This is a genomic window from Streptomyces sp. NPDC050264 (assembly GCF_040655895.1).
Taxonomy (GTDB): Bacteria; Actinomycetota; Actinomycetes; order Streptomycetales; family Streptomycetaceae; genus Streptomyces.
In genome coordinates this window covers 79,492-95,520 of record NZ_JBFAKV010000018.1, presented here as the reverse complement: position 1 = coordinate 95,520, position 16,029 = coordinate 79,492, and the positions used below count along the sequence as shown (strand labels likewise).

At 71.0% G+C, this 16,029-nt stretch carries 15 protein-coding genes; 6 read left to right on the top strand and 9 right to left on the bottom strand.

Annotation, left to right across the window (positions count from 1 at the left end):
* Nucleotides 1-156 precede the first annotated feature (156 nt).
* Genes AB0J02_RS28635 through AB0J02_RS28625 form a run of 3 tightly spaced genes read left to right on the top strand, consistent with a single transcriptional unit; the run spans nt 157 to nt 3,103 of the window.
* The gene (locus tag AB0J02_RS28635; RefSeq protein WP_363196670.1) at nt 157-954 is read left to right on the top strand and encodes an alpha/beta fold hydrolase; all 798 of its coding nucleotides are present in this window, start codon (nt 157-159) and stop codon (nt 952-954) included.
* On the top strand, nt 951-2,582 hold the full coding sequence (gene murJ, locus AB0J02_RS28630) for a murein biosynthesis integral membrane protein MurJ (protein WP_363196669.1): 1,632 nt from the start codon (nt 951-953) through the stop codon (nt 2,580-2,582). Before AB0J02_RS28635 ends, murJ begins: the two co-directional genes overlap by 4 nt.
* 23 nt (nt 2,583-2,605) lie before the next feature.
* Nucleotides 2,606-3,103, top strand: coding sequence for a hypothetical protein (locus AB0J02_RS28625; RefSeq protein WP_363196668.1), 498 nt, complete (start codon nt 2,606-2,608; stop codon nt 3,101-3,103).
* A 263-nt stretch (nt 3,104-3,366) separates the two neighbouring features.
* Here AB0J02_RS28625 and AB0J02_RS28620 read toward each other — a convergent pair whose 3' ends face one another.
* The 5 genes from AB0J02_RS28620 to AB0J02_RS28600 all read right to left on the bottom strand — a co-directional run bounded on the left by AB0J02_RS28620 (nt 3,367) and on the right by AB0J02_RS28600 (nt 9,545).
* Nucleotides 3,367-4,791, bottom strand: a complete 1,425-nt coding sequence (locus tag AB0J02_RS28620; RefSeq protein ID WP_363196667.1) for a cellulose binding domain-containing protein — start codon at nt 4,789-4,791, stop codon at nt 3,367-3,369.
* On the bottom strand, nt 4,788-6,353 hold the full coding sequence (locus AB0J02_RS28615) for a beta-N-acetylhexosaminidase (RefSeq protein ID WP_363196666.1): 1,566 nt from the start codon (nt 6,351-6,353) through the stop codon (nt 4,788-4,790). The genes AB0J02_RS28620 and AB0J02_RS28615 overlap by 4 nt, the downstream gene beginning before the upstream one ends.
* Nucleotides 6,354-6,389: 36 nt before the next feature.
* A complete protein-coding gene (locus tag AB0J02_RS28610) occupies nt 6,390-7,226 on the bottom strand; it encodes a carbohydrate ABC transporter permease (RefSeq protein ID WP_363196665.1) in 837 nt (278 codons plus the stop codon).
* Entirely contained in the window at nt 7,223-8,191 is a 969-nt protein-coding gene (locus tag AB0J02_RS28605) for a sugar ABC transporter permease (protein WP_363196664.1), read from the bottom strand. The genes AB0J02_RS28610 and AB0J02_RS28605 overlap by 4 nt, the downstream gene beginning before the upstream one ends.
* Before the next feature lie 82 nt (nt 8,192-8,273).
* Nucleotides 8,274-9,545 (bottom strand): extracellular solute-binding protein, encoded by a 1,272-nt coding sequence (locus AB0J02_RS28600; protein WP_363196663.1) that lies wholly within the window; start codon nt 9,543-9,545, stop codon nt 8,274-8,276.
* 184 nt (nt 9,546-9,729) lie between these two features.
* Here AB0J02_RS28600 and AB0J02_RS28595 point away from each other — a divergent pair, with 184 nt between their 5' ends.
* Together AB0J02_RS28595 and AB0J02_RS28590 are read left to right on the top strand one after the other, a co-directional pair.
* Nucleotides 9,730-10,590, top strand: a complete 861-nt coding sequence (locus AB0J02_RS28595) for a GntR family transcriptional regulator (RefSeq protein WP_363196662.1) — start codon at nt 9,730-9,732, stop codon at nt 10,588-10,590.
* A 65-nt stretch (nt 10,591-10,655) separates the two neighbouring features.
* Nucleotides 10,656-11,105 (top strand): OsmC family protein, encoded by a 450-nt coding sequence (locus AB0J02_RS28590; RefSeq protein WP_363196661.1) that lies wholly within the window; start codon nt 10,656-10,658, stop codon nt 11,103-11,105.
* Nucleotides 11,106-11,196: 91 nt separating this feature from the next.
* On the opposite strand, the gene AB0J02_RS28585 is transcribed toward AB0J02_RS28590, so the two are convergent.
* From AB0J02_RS28585 to AB0J02_RS28570, 4 genes are all read right to left on the bottom strand, one after another.
* On the bottom strand, nt 11,197-12,177 hold the full coding sequence (locus AB0J02_RS28585; RefSeq protein ID WP_363196660.1) for a GlxA family transcriptional regulator: 981 nt from the start codon (nt 12,175-12,177) through the stop codon (nt 11,197-11,199).
* Complete coding sequence (locus AB0J02_RS28580) at nt 12,174-12,821, bottom strand: HD domain-containing protein (protein WP_363196659.1); 648 nt, start codon at nt 12,819-12,821, stop codon at nt 12,174-12,176. The genes AB0J02_RS28585 and AB0J02_RS28580 overlap by 4 nt, the downstream gene beginning before the upstream one ends.
* 130 nt (nt 12,822-12,951) lie before the next feature.
* On the bottom strand, nt 12,952-14,661 hold the full coding sequence (locus AB0J02_RS28575; protein ID WP_363196658.1) for a glycoside hydrolase family 18 protein: 1,710 nt from the start codon (nt 14,659-14,661) through the stop codon (nt 12,952-12,954).
* A gap of 181 nt (nt 14,662-14,842) precedes the next feature.
* Complete coding sequence (locus AB0J02_RS28570) at nt 14,843-15,343, bottom strand: DinB family protein (RefSeq protein ID WP_363196657.1); 501 nt, start codon at nt 15,341-15,343, stop codon at nt 14,843-14,845.
* Nucleotides 15,344-15,607: 264 nt separating this feature from the next.
* On the opposite strand from AB0J02_RS28570, the gene AB0J02_RS28565 reads away from it, so the two are divergent.
* Complete coding sequence (locus tag AB0J02_RS28565) at nt 15,608-16,021, top strand: hypothetical protein (RefSeq protein WP_363196756.1); 414 nt, start codon at nt 15,608-15,610, stop codon at nt 16,019-16,021.
* The last annotated feature ends 8 nt before the right edge of the window (nt 16,022-16,029 follow it).

The following is a 16,029-nucleotide window of genomic DNA, read 5'->3' as shown; positions in this document are numbered from 1 at the left end:
CTGCACCGGTTGTGCAGTGAAGCGAGTGTTCTGAGGGATCGACATCAGTGGGAGCGACATCAGTTTCTTGCGTTCAGTTGTTGGAGAATTGCAGAGTGATGTTGCTGAGTCCACCGTTTGAACAGAGGGAGTTGCGATGAGGGAGAATCTTCGACCATGTCCCACGCACAGGCGGCCGACGGCGCCGCGCTCCATTACCAAGTCCGCGGCAGCGGCGCCCCGTTGCTCCTCCTGGCCGGTCAGTCGAACAGCCACCGCTGGTGGGACCCGGTGCTCGACCGCTTCGCCGCGGTCTTCACGACGGTCGTCCTCGACTGGCGCGGCACCGGCGACAGCGACCACCCCGACACCGACACGTACAGCACCGGGAACTTCGCCCGCGACGTCGTCGCCGTGCTCGACCACGCGGGCATCGACCGCGCCCACGTGTACGGAACCTCGATGGGCGGCCGCGTCGCGCAGTGGCTCGCCGCCGACCATGCCGCCCGCGTCGACCGCCTGGTTCTCGGCTGTACGTCACCGGGCGCGTCGCACGGCATCGAGCGCGGCCCCGCCGTCCGCAAGGTGCTCGCCGACCCGGACCCGGCCGTCTCCCGCGCCGCGCTGCTCGACCTGATGTACACACCGGGCTACGTCGCGACGCACCCGGGACCGTTCCACACCCTCGGTGACCCGGCGATGCCCGCGCACGCCCGCCGCCGCCACCTGCGGGCCAGCGCCCGCCACGACGCCTGGGACGCGCTGCCCCGCATCGCCGCGCCGACCCTCGTCGTGCACGGCACCGACGACGACTTCAACCCCACGGCCAACGCGCCGCTGCTCGCCGAGCGCATCCCCGACGCCCGCCTCCTGCTGATCCCGGGCGGCCGGCACGCCTACTTCGAGGAGTTCGCTGACGACGCGACACCTCCGGTCGTCGACTTCCTGAACACACGCACGGAGACGGCCCGTTGACCGAGGCGACCCGGATACCCGGGCAGCACGCCCAGCCGAGAAGCGCCTCGCTCGCCCGGTCCTCGTTCCTCATGGCGACCGGCACGCTCGTGTCCCGCGCCACCGGCCTGATCCGCCAGGTCCTGCAAGCAGCCGCACTCGGCACCGGCCTGTACGCGAGCACGTACAACACGGCGAACACCGTTCCCACCAGCCTCTACACCCTGCTCATCGGCGGCGCCCTCAACTCGGTCCTGGTGCCCCAACTGGTGCGCGCCCGCGCCGAGCACGCCGACGGCGGCCGCGCCTATGAACAGCGCCTGGTCACCCTCGTCGTCTGCGTCCTCGGCATCGGCACCGCCCTCGCCGTGTGGGCGGCCCCGCAGATCGTCGGCATCTACATGAACGACACGCCCGACCATCACGCCGCGTTCGAGCTCACCGTCGTCTTCGCCCGGTTCCTGCTGCCGCAGATCTTCTTCTACGGGCTGTTCGCCATGCTCGGACAAGTCCTGAACGCACGCGGCAGGTTCGGCGCCATGATGTGGACGCCCGTCCTCAACAACATCGTCCTCATCGCCATGTTCGCCGCCTACCTCGCCCTGCTGGCGGTGCCCGACAACGTCTCCGACGTCACCACGGCCCAGGTCCGCCTCCTCGGTATCGGCACCACCTGCGGCATCGCGGTGCAGGCCCTCGCGCTGATCCCCTTCGCGCGGGCCGCCGGGTTCCGGCCGAGGCCCCGCTTCGACTGGAAGGGCACCGGCCTCGGCGGGAGCATCCGGGCCGCCCGCTGGACCCTCCTGTTCGTCCTCGCCAACCAGGCGGCCCTCGCCGTCGTCACCCACTTCGCGAACTCCGCCGACGCGGCTCTCCCGCACTCCGGCGTCGGCTACACCGCGTACACCTACGCCCAGACCATCTGGCTGCTGCCCCAGTCCATCGTCACGGTCTCCCTCGTCACCGCGCTGCTGCCCCGCATCAGCGCGGCCGCCGCCGAGGGCCGCGTCGACGACGTGCGCGCCGACCTGTCCCGCGCGCTGCGCGCGACCGGCGCCGTGATCGTGCCCGCCGGATTCCTGTTCCTCGCGCTCGGACCGCAGATCGCCGCGCTGCTGTTCGGACACGGCGCCGCCGACCCGGGACCGCTCGGCCACATGCTGCAGGCGTTCGGACTCGGCCTGATCCCCTTCTCCGCGCAGTACCTGATGCTGCGCGGCTTCTACGCGTTCGAGGACACCCGCACCCCCTTCGTGACGGCCGTCTGGATCGGCGCCGTGAACATCGCGCTCGCCTGTGCCTGTCACTGGCTGCTCCCCGCCCGCTGGGCCGTCACCGGCCTGGCCGCCGGGTACGCGCTCTCGTACGGGATCGGACTGCTGCTGACCGCGCGGCGGCTGCGGCGGCGGCTCGACGGGCGCCTGGACGGGCGCCGCCTGCTCCGCAGCTACGGGAAGCTGTTCGTCGCCGCCGCGATCGCCGCGGGCCTCGGACGGCTCGTTGCCCGCGCCTGCGCCGGTCCGGCCGGCACCTCGGTCACCGGCGCCGCGATCGCCCTCGCCGCGGGCACCCTCGCCATGGCGGCCGCCTTCCTCGCCCTGGCCAGGCTGCTGCGCGTCAGCGAACTGCGTAGGCTGCCGTTCGCCTGATCCACGACGGAGGAACGATCGCCATGCCCGCTGCCCACGTCCTGCTCGCACAGCTCCTGAAGGCGGCCGACCCGGCCGCGACCGGAGCGTTGTGGCGCCTGGAGGGCGCGGCCCGGCAACTCGACGCCAACGTCATCCGGCTGCGGCCCGGCGCGGCCGGCGAGGCGTACGTCGAGAACGACCTCGACGTACTGCTCGTCGTCGCCGAGGGGCACGGCACCCTCCACCGGGCAGGCACGGAGGAGGAACTGGCGGCCGGCACCCTCGTGTTCGTGCCGCGCGGCGAGCGGCGGTCCGTCGGCGCGGGCGACGACGGCCTGGTCTACATCACGGCGCACCGCAGGCGGCCCGGCATGACGATCGGCCGGGCCACCGGCGCGGTGACCGCCGAGGGCGGCGAGGCGCCCTGTCTGCTGCCCCGCGTCTGCGCGGAGTGCGGCCGGGCCGCCGAGGACGCCGAGGCGCGCTTCTGCGGCCGGTGTGGAGAGCGCTTGCCAGGAGGGACTTCCGGCCTTAGTTAGGAGCGCGGGATCGAGCCAAACGGCGGTTTCCGCACCCTCGATCCCGCCTCTGGCAAGGGAGTTGACGGTCCACCTCCGTCACTTCTCGCCACTGATTCAACACGCAAGGTTACCGAAAGGCAGGGGTTCGGGATGAGTTCCCGGCCCGCCCACGGCAGACTCTGCGCCAGACGGCCGCCGAACTCCCGCGGCGGCCGGCCTGGGGAGGGGAAGCACCACCGGGGGAGTCCGTGCGTGTGGGGCGCGCGGACTCCCCGACCCTGTCAGGACCCCGGGACGGTGTCCTCGAACGTGGTGCCCGCCGAACGATAGGCGGCCAGCTTCGCCGCCACCTGGGCCGGCGTGAGCACCTGGTCCTTGACGTGCAGCACGTAGTCGACCTGCTGGTCGTAGGCGCGCGGGCTGGTGCTCGGCTGCCCGGCCAGGTCGATCAGCCACTGGTTGAAGTTGATCGACATCGGCCGCTCCGGCAGATACGCGGCGTCATGCGTGCCGAACAGCTGCCCGTCCACGTAGTACCGGATGGTGTTGTTGTCGATGGTGAGCACCAGGTCGTGCCAGCCGGCGTAGCTCTGCCGGCCCTCCGTGTGCTGGTTCACCGCCTGCCACGGGTCCGGGTTGTAGGTCTCCCAGGACGTTGTGTACAGGATGTTCGACGGCTCGCCCCAGCCCCCGTTCGGGAGGTACTCGAAGTCGTACTCGGAGTAGTCGTCCGCCATCGGCGCCTTGAGGTCGTTGATGGTGAAGAACGTCTGCACCAGGTGATCCCCGTCAGGACCGCTCTTCGGCGCGTCGCTGAACTTCACGCGGGCCGCGTACGTGCCGTTCCTGAACTTGAGGGCCTTGGTGAGGACTTCGGTCTGTTTCGTGCTCTCGCCGGTCCCCGCCGTCGACGTCTCCAGGTTCATCACGGAGTTGCCGCCCGAGGACGGGAACGTCACCTTCTCGGGCGCCCAGGTCGCGCCCGGCACGCCGGGGCCGCCGGAGTTGGAGCGCACGCTCCAGCCGTTCGCCGCGATCTTCGGGTCGCTGGACGAGCTGTAGTTGAAGTCGTCGAAGAGCGAGGCGCCGTCGGCGGGCGGATCGGTCGGGTCCGTGGGGTCGGTCGGATCGTTGCCTGCGGGGGCCGTGCCCCAGACGACGGCGCCGTCGAGCTGTGCGGTGACCTTCGACCAGTTCGCGTACGCCGACTGCGCCGCTCCGAACGAGTAGTCGTCGGCCTGGTTCAGCGACTGCCAGTCGGAGCGGTAGAAGCGCAGTTGGAGATCGCCCGTGTCCGCGCCGGCGGCGAGCGAACCGGCGCCGGACGTGAAGCCGACCTCCAGGTACCGGTCGGCGGTCGCCGTCGGATGCGCGAGGGTGCCGAACGTGCCGGTGACGTTGGCGCAGCCCTTGACGGCCCACGAGCAGGCGAACCGGTAACTCGGGCCCGCCGAATCCGCCTTGAAGTAGTAGCGGACCTTCACTCCGCTGAGCGGGACGCTCGAACTGCCGGAGTTGCGCACCTTGAGCCACGGCTCGGCCTGATCGCTGCCGGTGCTGCCCGCGTGGTACTGCACCGTCAGATCGCCCGCGGCCGCGGAGGCGCTCGACGGGAGCGCGAAGAGGCCCGCGCAGCCGAGCGCGGCCGCGACGGCGCACGTGGCGGATCTGGTGACGGTCGTTCTTCTCGCGACGCTCTTCCTCATGACGGTTCCTTTCCGGAACGGTGGGGGACGGGGACGTGCGGGTCGAGCGGCCCGTGCCGCACACCGAGCGCGGCGAGCCGGGGCAGGTGCCCGGCGATCCGCTCGCGGAAGCCGGGCCAGGACGGGGCGCCGTGCCAGGCGCGGTCGGCGTGCGCGCACAGCCGGGGGAAGGCCAGCCGGTCGACGTGCCCGGCGGTCGGGGCGAACTCGGTCCACAACTGCGCCTGCACACCGAGGAGCCGGCCGGCCGCGCCGGTGTCGTCCGGCGGCTCGTGGCCGTGGACCGCGCGCAGGTCGACCACGGCGCCCGGCTGCGCCTGCGGCTCGTCCGGGGCGCAGGACTGCGCGTAGTCGAGGTAGCTCGCGCGGTGCTGCCCGCTGATCACCGGGTGCCCGCGCTTGAGCGCGAGGCGGGTGTGCTCCGGGTCGCGCCACGTCATGACCGTGAAGTACGGCGGCAGCCCCTCGCCGGTCTCCGCCCACGCGGTCGGGGTGCGGCCGTGCCCGAGCAGGTACTCACCGATGCGGCCCAGGAACCAGCCGCGCAGCGCGGCCGTGTCCGCCAGGCCCTCGGCGGCGGCCCGTGCCCGGGCCGCCGAGCTCGCCGCCCACTCCGTGGTGGGGCACTCGTCGCCGCCGATGTGCACATGCGGCGACGGGAAGACGTCGAGGACCTCGTCGAGGACGGAACGGCAGAAGCCGAACACCGGCTCATGCACCCCGAGCACGGTCTCGCACACGCCCCACCGCGTCCATACGTCGAGGCGCCGCCCGGGCACGGTGCCGAACTCCGGATGGGCGGCGAGCGCGGCCCGCGTGTGCCCCGGCATCTCTATCTCCGGCACGACGGTGACCCCGCGCGCGGCCGCGTACGCGACGAGCCCCCTCAACTCCCTTCGCGTATAAGCACCTTCGTGCGGTACCCCGTCGAAGAGACGGCTTCCCGACGGGCCCACCATCGACTCGGCGCGCCGCCCGCCCACCTCGGTCAGCCGCGGATACGCCGAGATGGGCATCCGCCAGCCCTGGTCGTCGGTCAGATGCAGATGCAGCACGTTCAGCTTGTGCAGGGCGAGCAGATCGACGTAGCGGCGCAGCAACGACACCGGCTGGAAGTGCCGGGCCACGTCGAGCATGAACCCGCGCCACGGATGGCGCGGCACGTCGGTGATCTCCGCACAGGGCACGCGCCACGAGACCCCCGACTGCCCGGTGCTCAAGAGGGCCTCTGTAGGCAGCAGTTGGCGCACGGTCTGGACGCCGCGCAGCAGCCCGGTGAGGTGCGCGGCCCGCAGGAGGACGGCGTCCGCCGCGACCGTCAGGCCGTACCCCTCCTCACCGAGACCGCCCAACTGCGGATCGAGCGCGAGCACGAACGGCCCGTCGGAGGAGGCGGCCAGCGGCAGCCCCGTGGCCGGTGCGAGGAGCGTACGGAGCAGGGCGGCGGCGGGTTCGGCGCCGGGGGAGACCCGGACCGTCGTGTCCGGCCTGAGGGTGAAGTGGCCGGGACGGTAGGAGAGATGAGTCGGCAGCGGGATCAGAGAGGGGCGGTGTGCGGGCACTGCGGACCTCCGGGCAAGGAGCTCGGGCGGGGCGGGTCAGCCCTTGACGGCGCCGGCCGCGAAACCGGACGTGACGTGCCGCTGCAGCACCAGGAAGATCACCAGGGCGGGCAGCGCGAACAGGGTCGAGGCGGCCATCGTGGCGCCCCAGTCGGTGCCGAACGTGTTGTGGAACGAGGACAGCCACACCGGCAGCGTCCGGTGGTCCTGCTGCTTGATGATGAGGAAGTTGGCGTAGGCGAACTCGTTCCACGCCGTGATGTAGCCGAACAGCGACGTCGCCATCAGACCCGGCGCGAGCAGCGGGAACGCGATGTGCCGGAACGCGCCGGCCCGGGTGCATCCGTCGACCTGCGCCGACTCCTCCAGCTCCTGGGGAATCGTCGCGATGAAACCGCGCAGCACCACGATCGTGAACGGCAGCGTCATCATGAAGTACACCAGCGTCAGCGTGGGCAGCCGGTCCAGCATCCCGGTGTCCCGCGAGATGATGTACACCGGGATGATCAGCGACTCCCACGGTGCCATCTGCGCGACGAACACCATCAGCATGAACTGCCGCCGCCCCCGCCACCGCATCCGCGCCACCGCGAACGACGCGCCGAGCGCCACCACCAGGGCGAGCAGCACCGCGCCCAGTGTCACGAGCACGCTGTTGCGCCAGAACAGGCCGAACCCGTCGGCGTCGATCGCCCGCCGGAAGTGGTCGAGTGTCCAGCTCTGTGGCAGCAGTTGGGGATGGTCGGACTGGATGTCGCGGTTCGGTTTGAAGGCCGTCGCGACCATCCAGTACACCGGGAAGAGACAGACGACGACCGTGACGGTCGCGGCGGCGTGGAGCGGCAGGCGGCGCAGCGCGCGCGAAGTCGTCACAGCTCGCCCTCCTGGCGGAACATCTGGCGGAAATAGGCGACGAGCACGCCGGACATGAGCAGCACCGTCACCATCGACGCCGCCGCGCCCAGGTCGTAGCGCTGCCCGGACAAGGCCGTCTGTACCGCGTACACGGGCAGGATGGTGGTCGCGTCGCCCGGTCCTCCGCGCGTCATCACCCAGATCTGCACGAACGCCTTGAACGTCCAGATCACTTCGAGCGACAGCACCAGCATGAAGATCGGCCGCACGATGGGCAGCGTGATCGACCGGAAGATACGGGGGCCGGACGCGCCGTCGATGCGCGCGGCCTCGTACAGCTCGGACGGCACCGTGGTCAGCGCCGAGTACAGGGTGATCGCCGCGAACGGCACGGACTGCCAGACGACGAGCGTCACCAGGATGGCGAACGCCGCCGGACCGTGCGCCAGCCACGGGTACCCCTCGAACGACGAGAACCCGAGGCCGGTCAGGGTGTGGTTGACGATCCCGAACTCCGAGTGGAACAGCCACTGGAACACGGTCGTCGCCGCGACCACCGGCATCGCCCACGTCAGCACGAGCGCGCTGAGCACCGCCGTCCGCCAGGCCCGCCCGAGCCGCTCGACCATCAGCGCCACGAGCGTCGACAGCGCCATGATCAGGACGACATTGACGGCCATGAACAGGAACGTGCGGCGCACGACGGTCCAGAACCGGGGGTCGGAGAGCAGCGTCGTGTAGTTGTCGAACCCCGTGAAGTGCGCGTCGCCCAGGATGAGTTGACGCAGCCCGAAGTCCTGGAAGGAGATCAGGACCGCCCGGCCCAGCGGGTAGACGAGCAGGTACAGCATGCCGAGGACAGCGGGTGCCACCAGCAGGTATGGCCAGCCGCCGGACATCGTGGCGCGGCGGGACGGGCCCCGTGGGCGCCGGGGCGGTCGGGTGAGGGGGCGGGGCGCGGTCCGCTCGCGGACGACCGACACGGCGCACACTCCTTTCGTCGGGCACGCGCGGGGCACGTCGCGCGGGGCGGATCGAGACGGCAGGTCAGGAACGAAAGACCGGTCAGGAACCGGAGTTCATCGCCGACGTGATCGCGTCGGACGCCTTCTTCGCCTCCCGCGCCGGATCGCCTCCCGCGAGGACGGCCGTCAGATAGTCCTTGACCGGGTTCTTGGCCTCGACCGCGGCCCAGCCGGGTGTGTTCGGCGTCGCGTGCCCCACCGCCGCGCCGACCGCCATCGCGGAGGCGCCCGGATCCCCGGCGACCGCGCCGGCGAGCGTCGTCTTGTTCGGCACGTAGCTCATCGCGACGGCGAGTTTCTTCTGCCAGGCGTCGCCGGTCAGCTCCTTGACGAAGGTGTACGCGGCGTCATGGTGCCGCGACACCGCCGGGATCACCAGATCGGAGCCGCCGGTGAACACCGCGCCGGGCGTGCCGTCCGTCTTCCCCGGGATCGGGAAGAAGCCCAACTTGCCTTTTAGGCCAGGGTTGTTCTGGGTGACGACGTTGGCGCCGCCCGGCACGCTGATGATCTGTGCCACCTGCCCCTTGGCCATCACCTCGGCCTGCGGCGGCTGTGCCTCGTCGGAGTCCTTGGGGCCTTTGCCGAAAGCCTGAAGCTTCTTGTAGAACGCCATCGCGCGCAGCGCCTCGGGTGAGTCCAGAGCGCCTGCCCATTTCCCGCCGGACTCGGTGGCCAGGTCGCCGCCCTCGTCCCAGACGAAGCCGGAGTACGTGTACCAGTTCTGGCCGGGCAGATAAATCCCCTGCTGCGCACCCTTGTTGAGCTTCTTCGTCGCGGCGATCCACTGGTCGCGCGTCTTGATCTTCGCCGCGTCGACGCCCGCCTTCTTGAACAGGTCCGTGCGGTAGATGACGACCCTGTTCGCCGCGTAGTACGGAATGCCGTACTGCTTGCCCTCGTACGCGCCCGGCTCGGAGAGGCCCTTCAGCCAGTCCTTGCCGCCGAGAGCGCCGGTCTTGTCGGTCAGGTCCAACAGTCCGCCGCTCTGCGCGAACTGGGCGACCTGGGTGTTCCCGGTCTCGATGACGTCGGGCGCGTCGTTGCTGGCGAGCGCGGCCGTGACCTTCTCGCCGATCCCGTCCCACTCCTGGACCTGCACCCGTACGTCGATGTCCGGATGCGCGGCCTCGAACCCCTTCTCGAACTCCTTCTGGAAGGCGGCCGAGACGCTGTCGCGCATCAGCCACACATCGATGCCGGTCCGCCCGCCGTCACCCGGCTCCCCGTCACCGGAGCCGGACGAACTGCAGGCACTGAGCCCGGCGACCGCGACGAGCGCGGTCAGACCGGTGAGCAAGCGGAGCTTCACGGTTCACCTCTGGGCGCCTGACCTGACCAGTTGACCAACTGGTCAGGTGACCTCTGGTGGTGGAGAAAGCTGGCATAGACCACTGGACACGTCAACCCCCCTGGAAATGCTGGGCAGTTGTCGATCAAGACCGCGCCGTGGTCAACTGGTCAGGCAACTGGTCGTACGGCACGAGGGGGCGGCAGTGAACGCCGACGGGACCATCGAGAACCCGGACGCGCCGGGGGCGGTGCTCAAGCGCGAACGGGTGCGCGACCACATCCTGGAACTCATCGAGTCGCAGCGCCCCGGGGACGCGATCCCCTCCGAACGCACGCTCTGTGCCCGCCTCGGCGTCTCCCGGCCCACGCTGCGCGCGGCCGTCGACGAACTCGTCGCCGCCGGCCTTCTCGTCCGCGAACACGGCCGCGGGATGTTCGTCGCCCCGCAGAAGATCACCCAGGAACTCGTCGCGCGGGAACAGGCGTTGACGGTGCCGCAGGCCGCCGGTGCCTGGACGAGCCGGCTCCTGGAGTTCACCACCATCCAGGCGGGCGCCCGGGTCGGCCGCAAGCTGCGGCTCTCGCCCGCCGCGAAGATCGTCTACGTGGCCCGGCTGCGCCTCGTCGACGGGGCGCCGATGGCCATCGAGCACCTGCACATCCGCGCCGACCTCGTCCCAGGGCTGAGCGCCCAGGAGCTGGAGAGCGGCGACCTGTACGCGCATTTGCGCGCGCACCACGACGTACACGTCCGCGAAGCCGTCCAGGCCATCGAGCCGACCGTCGTCACCCGCGCCGAGGCCGACCTCCTCGACGTCCCCGAACTCTCCCCGGCGCTGCTCTTCGAGCGGCTCACCTCGGACACGTCCGGGCGGCCCGTCGAGTACGTCCACTCGCTGTACCGCGGGGACCGCTACCGGATCGTCTCCCGGCTCACCCTCGGCCCGGCCGCGACCGCCGCCGCGCCGTCGGCCGGGCACCACCCGGGCATCCCGCCCGGCGACTTCGCGCACCGCGACACCGTCGCCTCCACGACCCGGGGCGATGTGCAACAGGGGCCCTGACACACGCCATGGACTTCGGGACCGCCTGCGCGGCGCGGGCGCGGTACCTGGTTACGGTTCGGCTCATGGCCGACTACCGCATCGAAACAGTCCGCAACGGCGAACGCGACTGGACCGCCCGCAACGACCGCGGCGCCGAGGTCCGGATCGCCCCCGCCGACGCCGCGGACTCCCAGGCAGCCCCTCCGTCGTTCACCCCTGTCGAACTCCTCCTCGCCGCGCTCGGCGGCTGCGGCGGACTCGTGGTGGACCGCACCGCCCGCACCGCCGGCCACGACGCGCTGCGCATCATCGTCGAGTCGGTCTCCCGGCCCGAGGACGACGGCCGGGTCGGCGCCGTCCGCGTCTCCTACGAACTGGACCTGCCCGAAGGCGACACCCGCACCGCCGAACTCCTCGAACGCGGTATCCGTCTCACCCACGAGAAGTACTGCACGGTCAGCCGCACCGTCGAACACGGCGCGCGCGTCGAGGCGGTGGGCCCCGACGGCACGACGCTCTTCATGGGCGGCTGAGAGCGGGTACGCGGGTTCTGACGCGGCGCGGGGCGCGCGCGGGGGGCGGCTCGCTGGCGGGGTCCAGAGACCGGCACCCCGCCGAGGCCGCTCAGACCGCCCCGCCCGCAGTCGTACGGAACCGTGCCCGGTACTCCGACGGCGCCACCCCGAGGGACTGCTGGAACGCCCGGCGCATGGACTCCGACGAACCGAACCCGGCCGCCCCGGCGACCGATTCCACCGGTTCGGCGCCCCCTTCGAGCAGGGCCCGCGCCGCCTCCAGACGCACCGACTCCACGTACCGCCCCGGCGTCAGCCCGGTCTCCGCGCGGAACAGCCGCGTCAGATGCCGGACGCTCACCCCGGCCGCGCGTGCCACGGCGTCCAGATCCGACGCGGCGCCCGGATCGGCGCCGACCGCGTCCATCGCCGCACGCACCGCGGGATGCCGCGCCGACACCGGGCCGAGCCGCGCGCTGAACTGCGACTGACCGCCCGGCCGGGCCATGAACACCACCAGCTCACGCGCCACGTCCCGGGCCATGTCGGCGCCGTGGTCCTCCTCGACCAGCGCGAGCGCCAGATCGATGCCCGCCGTCACCCCCGCCGACGTGATCACGTCGCCGTCCCGGACGAACACCGGGTCGTCCTCGACCGTCACCGCCGGGTAGGCCGCCGCGAGCTCCGGCGCGAGCCGCCAGTGCGTCGCCGCGCGGCGGCCGTCAAGCACCCCGGCCTCCGCCAGCAGGAACGCGCCCGCGCAGACCGACGCCACCCGCCGGGCGCGGCCGGCAAGGCGGGACGTGAAAGCGATCAGCTCCGCGTCGTGCACGGCCCGCCGCCAGTCGGAGCGCCCGGGCACCAGGACGGTGCCCACGCGCGGCGGCACCGTGTCGCCCCCGCCGTCGACGCCGACCCGTACCCCCGACGACGTCCGCACGTCGGCGCCGTCGGGCGAGACGATGCGCACGTCGTAGGCCCCGCCGTGCAGATTGGCGGTGGTGAGGACCTCGGCCGGCCCGGTCACGTCGAGGAGTTGCACCTGGTCGAAGGCGACGATCGCGACGACCTGGGAAGCGGGTGGGCTCACTGCTCCCACTTCGAGTCGAGGATCGTCCGCACGAAGTCGCCGCGCTCGAAGCCCGGCACGTAGTGGGCGAGGACATCGGCCTTCACGTTCCCGAACGTCGTCTCCGGCTTCGGCGCCACACCGTCCGTGAACGCCCGCAGGATGCGCCGCTTGAAGTCGGGCCTCGGATGCAGGGACACGATGTCCGCGCGGTCGGCCCGCGCCACGTCGTAGAAGCCGATGCCGAGCACGTCGTACTCGACGCCCGCCGTCACCAGGGCCACCTCGGGCTCCATGAACGCGGGGACGCCCGGCGTCGTGTGCAGCGCGATCGCCGTCCACACCCGGCGGACGCTGTCCTCGGGCACGCCCCGGGCCGAGAGGAAACTGCGGGCCTCGTCGGCGCTGTCCACCTCGAAGCGCCGGCCGCTGCCGTGGAACCGCTCGGACAGCCCCAGGTCGTGGAAGAGGGCTCCCACGTAGAGCAGTTCGGGATCGAAGGACAGATCGCGGTTGCGGCCCTGCAACGCCCCGAAGAAGAAGACGCGCCGTGAGTGGTGGTAGATCAGCTCGCTCGTCGTGTCGCGCACCAGCTGGTCCGCTTCCCGAGCCAGTTTCGTGTCGGGCACCCGCACGCCCGCGACCGTCGTCGTGTCACCGCTCACCGCGCTCACCTGGACCTTTCACCGTGGAGTGCCGCCGGATAGTCCGGCGGCACTCCTCAGCTTCCGCTTCCGTGGGAACGGGCGCCATGGCTGTGGAGCCAGGTGTCCCACAGATCCGGACATCGACGGGTTACGGGAGGCTGTGCACCTTCGGGCCGACCGCGTTCGACCAGGCGTTGCCGGCCGTCGCGTCCCAGTTCGTCGACCAGGTCATCGCGCCGCGCAGCCCCGGGTAGGTCCTCGCGGGCTTGAAGGAACCACAGCTCGTGCCGCGCGCCAGGCAGTCGAGCGCGTTGTTCACGACCGAGGGAGCCACGTAGCCGCTGCCCGCCCCGCGCGTGGAGGCCGGGACGCCGAGCCCGACCTGCGACGGGTCGAGGCCGCCCTCCAGCTGGATGCAGGCGAGCGCGGTGAGGAAGTCCACCGAGCCCTGGCTGTACACCTTGCCGTCGCAGCCCAGCATCGAACCGCTGTTGTAGTACTGCATGTTGACGACCGTGAGGATGTCCTTCACGTTCAGCGCGGTCTTGAAGTACTCGCCCGACGTGGACTGCATGTCGATGGTCTGCGGCGCCATCGTGAGCACCAGCTTCGAGCCCGCCTTGGCGGACAGCTGGCGCAGCGCCTTCGTCATGTACGTCGAGTTGAGGCCGTTCTCCAGGTCGATGTCGACACCGTCGAAGCCGTACTCCTGCATCAGCGCGTACGCGCTGTTCGCGAAGGCCGTCGCCGAGGCGTCGCTGTTGACGGAGATGCTGCCCTTCTCGCCACCGACCGAGACGACCACGGACTTGCCGGCCGCGTGCTTGGCGGCGATGTCCGCCTTGAAGTCGGCGGCGGAGGCGTAGCCGACGGCCGGGTCGAGGTTGAAGGTGATCTGCCCCGGCGTGGTCGTCGCGTCGGCGAACGACACCGCGATGATGTCGTACTGCGACGGGACGTCCCGCAGCTTCTGCACGGTCGCGCCGTTGTCGAAGTTCTGCCAGTACCCGGTCAGCGCGTGCTCGGGCACGGTGCCGCCGCCCCCGCCGCCCCCGGACGTGGCCGTTCTGGCGCTCACCGCCGCCGACTTGGCGGACTCACCGGCCGCGTTCGTCGCACTGACCTGGAAGCTGTACGAGGTGTTGGCGGTGAGCCCGGTGACGGTCGCCGAGGAGCCCGTGACGGACGCGACCTTCGTGCCGTCCCGGTAGACGTTGTAGCCGGACGCCGTGGAGGCCGGGGTCCAGGACAGGTCGACGGACGTCGAGGTGGTCGCGCCCGCGGCGAGGCCCGCCGGTACGGCGGGTATCACCACCGGGTCGCTGCCACCGCCCCCGTCGGGCCCGAAGACGTTCACATCGTCCACGTAGTACGGGCTCTGCCCGTACCAGCCGTGCGTGTAGACCGTCACCGACGTCGTGTTCGCGCCGGTCTTGAAACTGGTGGTGAGCTGCTGCCAGGACGAGCTGCCCGGCGTCCAGGTGGAGACGTCGGTGGTGCCGGTGCCGCTCGCGCCGAGGTAGGCGTAGCCGCCCTGCACCCAACTGCTCAGGGTGTACGTCGAGTTCGGCTTGACCGCGACGGTCTGGGTGCACTGGGCGTTGTCCTGGCCCGCCGGTGTGCCCTTCAGCGCCTTGGCGCCGCCGTGCACGGGGGAGGAGACGGCCGCGCCGCTGCCCGCGGTGCAGGTCCAGTTGGACAGGTCCGACTCGAAGCCGGCGTTCTTGGCGACGTTGACGTCCGCGGCCTGGGCGGGCGCGGCGAGCGCGGTGACGCCGAGCGCCGCGGCCGAGGTGACGGCGAGTGCGCCGCCGAGCCAGCGGCGGGCGCCGGGTCTGCCATGACGTGCACGGTCCACGGGGGTGCCTCCGGGGGAGAGGTGAGGGGCGGATGTGAACGGTGGCCACCGCTGTGCGCCAAAGCTGGTCCAGACCAATCGAGTTGTCAAGACCTTTGGCGCACGAGGAGTCCCACCGGTCCCCGGACGCACGGACGGCGCCGAACATGGAGTTCAGCGCCGTCCTGGAGATGAGCCGCCGTCAGAGCAGCCCGCGCGCGTACGCCGCCTGCCCCACGTGCTGGAGATCGTCCGACAGGACGCTGATGAGCCGTGCGCCCAGCGTCACGGGCGGGTCCCAGTTCTCATCCACGATGCGGTCCAGCGCGGCGTCCTTCAGGCCGCCGAGAAAGCCCAGCGTCTGCTCGTGCACCGCGTCGTAGTAGCCGACGAGCAGGTCACCGGAGCCGACCTTCACCTGGCCGACCTGTTTCGACGTATGCCCGTAGCCGGTGTCCGACGCGGGCAGCGGCAGTCCGAAGCGGTCGGCCCAGCCCTGTGAGAGCCAGATCTGATCGAGGCCGGCCGCGTCGGCGATGTGGTCGTCCTGCACGCGCGTGAGATGCCAGATCAGCCAGGCGACGGAATTCGCGCTGCCGCCGGGCCGCGCGTGGAGATCGTCGGGGGAAAGGCCCTCGACCGCCGCGTGCACTTCTTCCTTAATGCGGCCGTAGCCTTCGATGAGTACGTCATGAGAGTGCATGAGGTGCAGTTTCGTCGACTGCACGGATTTCGGCCAACGGAGCGCCCGAATATGCCGGGAGACTGGCGCAAAAAGCATGGTGACAGTGCGTCCGTAGTGCCGATACTCGACAGGTGGGACGGTTGAATTTTGATCGAATACGGCCCGCGGAAGCCTGCGGAAGATCGACGATCTTGCATTTTCCCCTGTGGGCGGCTGTCGGGTTCGATCCCTGATCAATAACCGACCGGTTGGCGATCAAGGCGCCGGGCAATGGGGGAGATCGTGCACGACGAATTCCTGTGCCACGTCACCGCGTACGGAATCTGCGGCGGACGGCTCGTCGGAGTTCCGCTCGGCACTTATCGCGCGCCCACCCTGCCGCTCGCCCTGTGGTGGCTGCGCGACCGTGCCACCTGGATCGCCGAACGACTCGACCCGCGCCCCGGACTGCCGCACCTGCCCGAGGGCGCCCTGATGCCGCTGAGCGACGACACCCCGGACGTGCCCGGTCAGCTGCGCGCCTGGTGCGCGGACGCGGCCCAGCAGGATCGCGTCGCCGAGGAGCTGGCGGGCGGCCGGCTCGTCCGCGTCGCCACCCGCGACGAGACCACCGAGTACGAACTCCTCGCCGAGTCCGTGGACGCCCTGCGCATGGCCCGCAGAGCCGCGCGCGCTCCGGCGCACGCCTCGGTGTGAACCGTCCT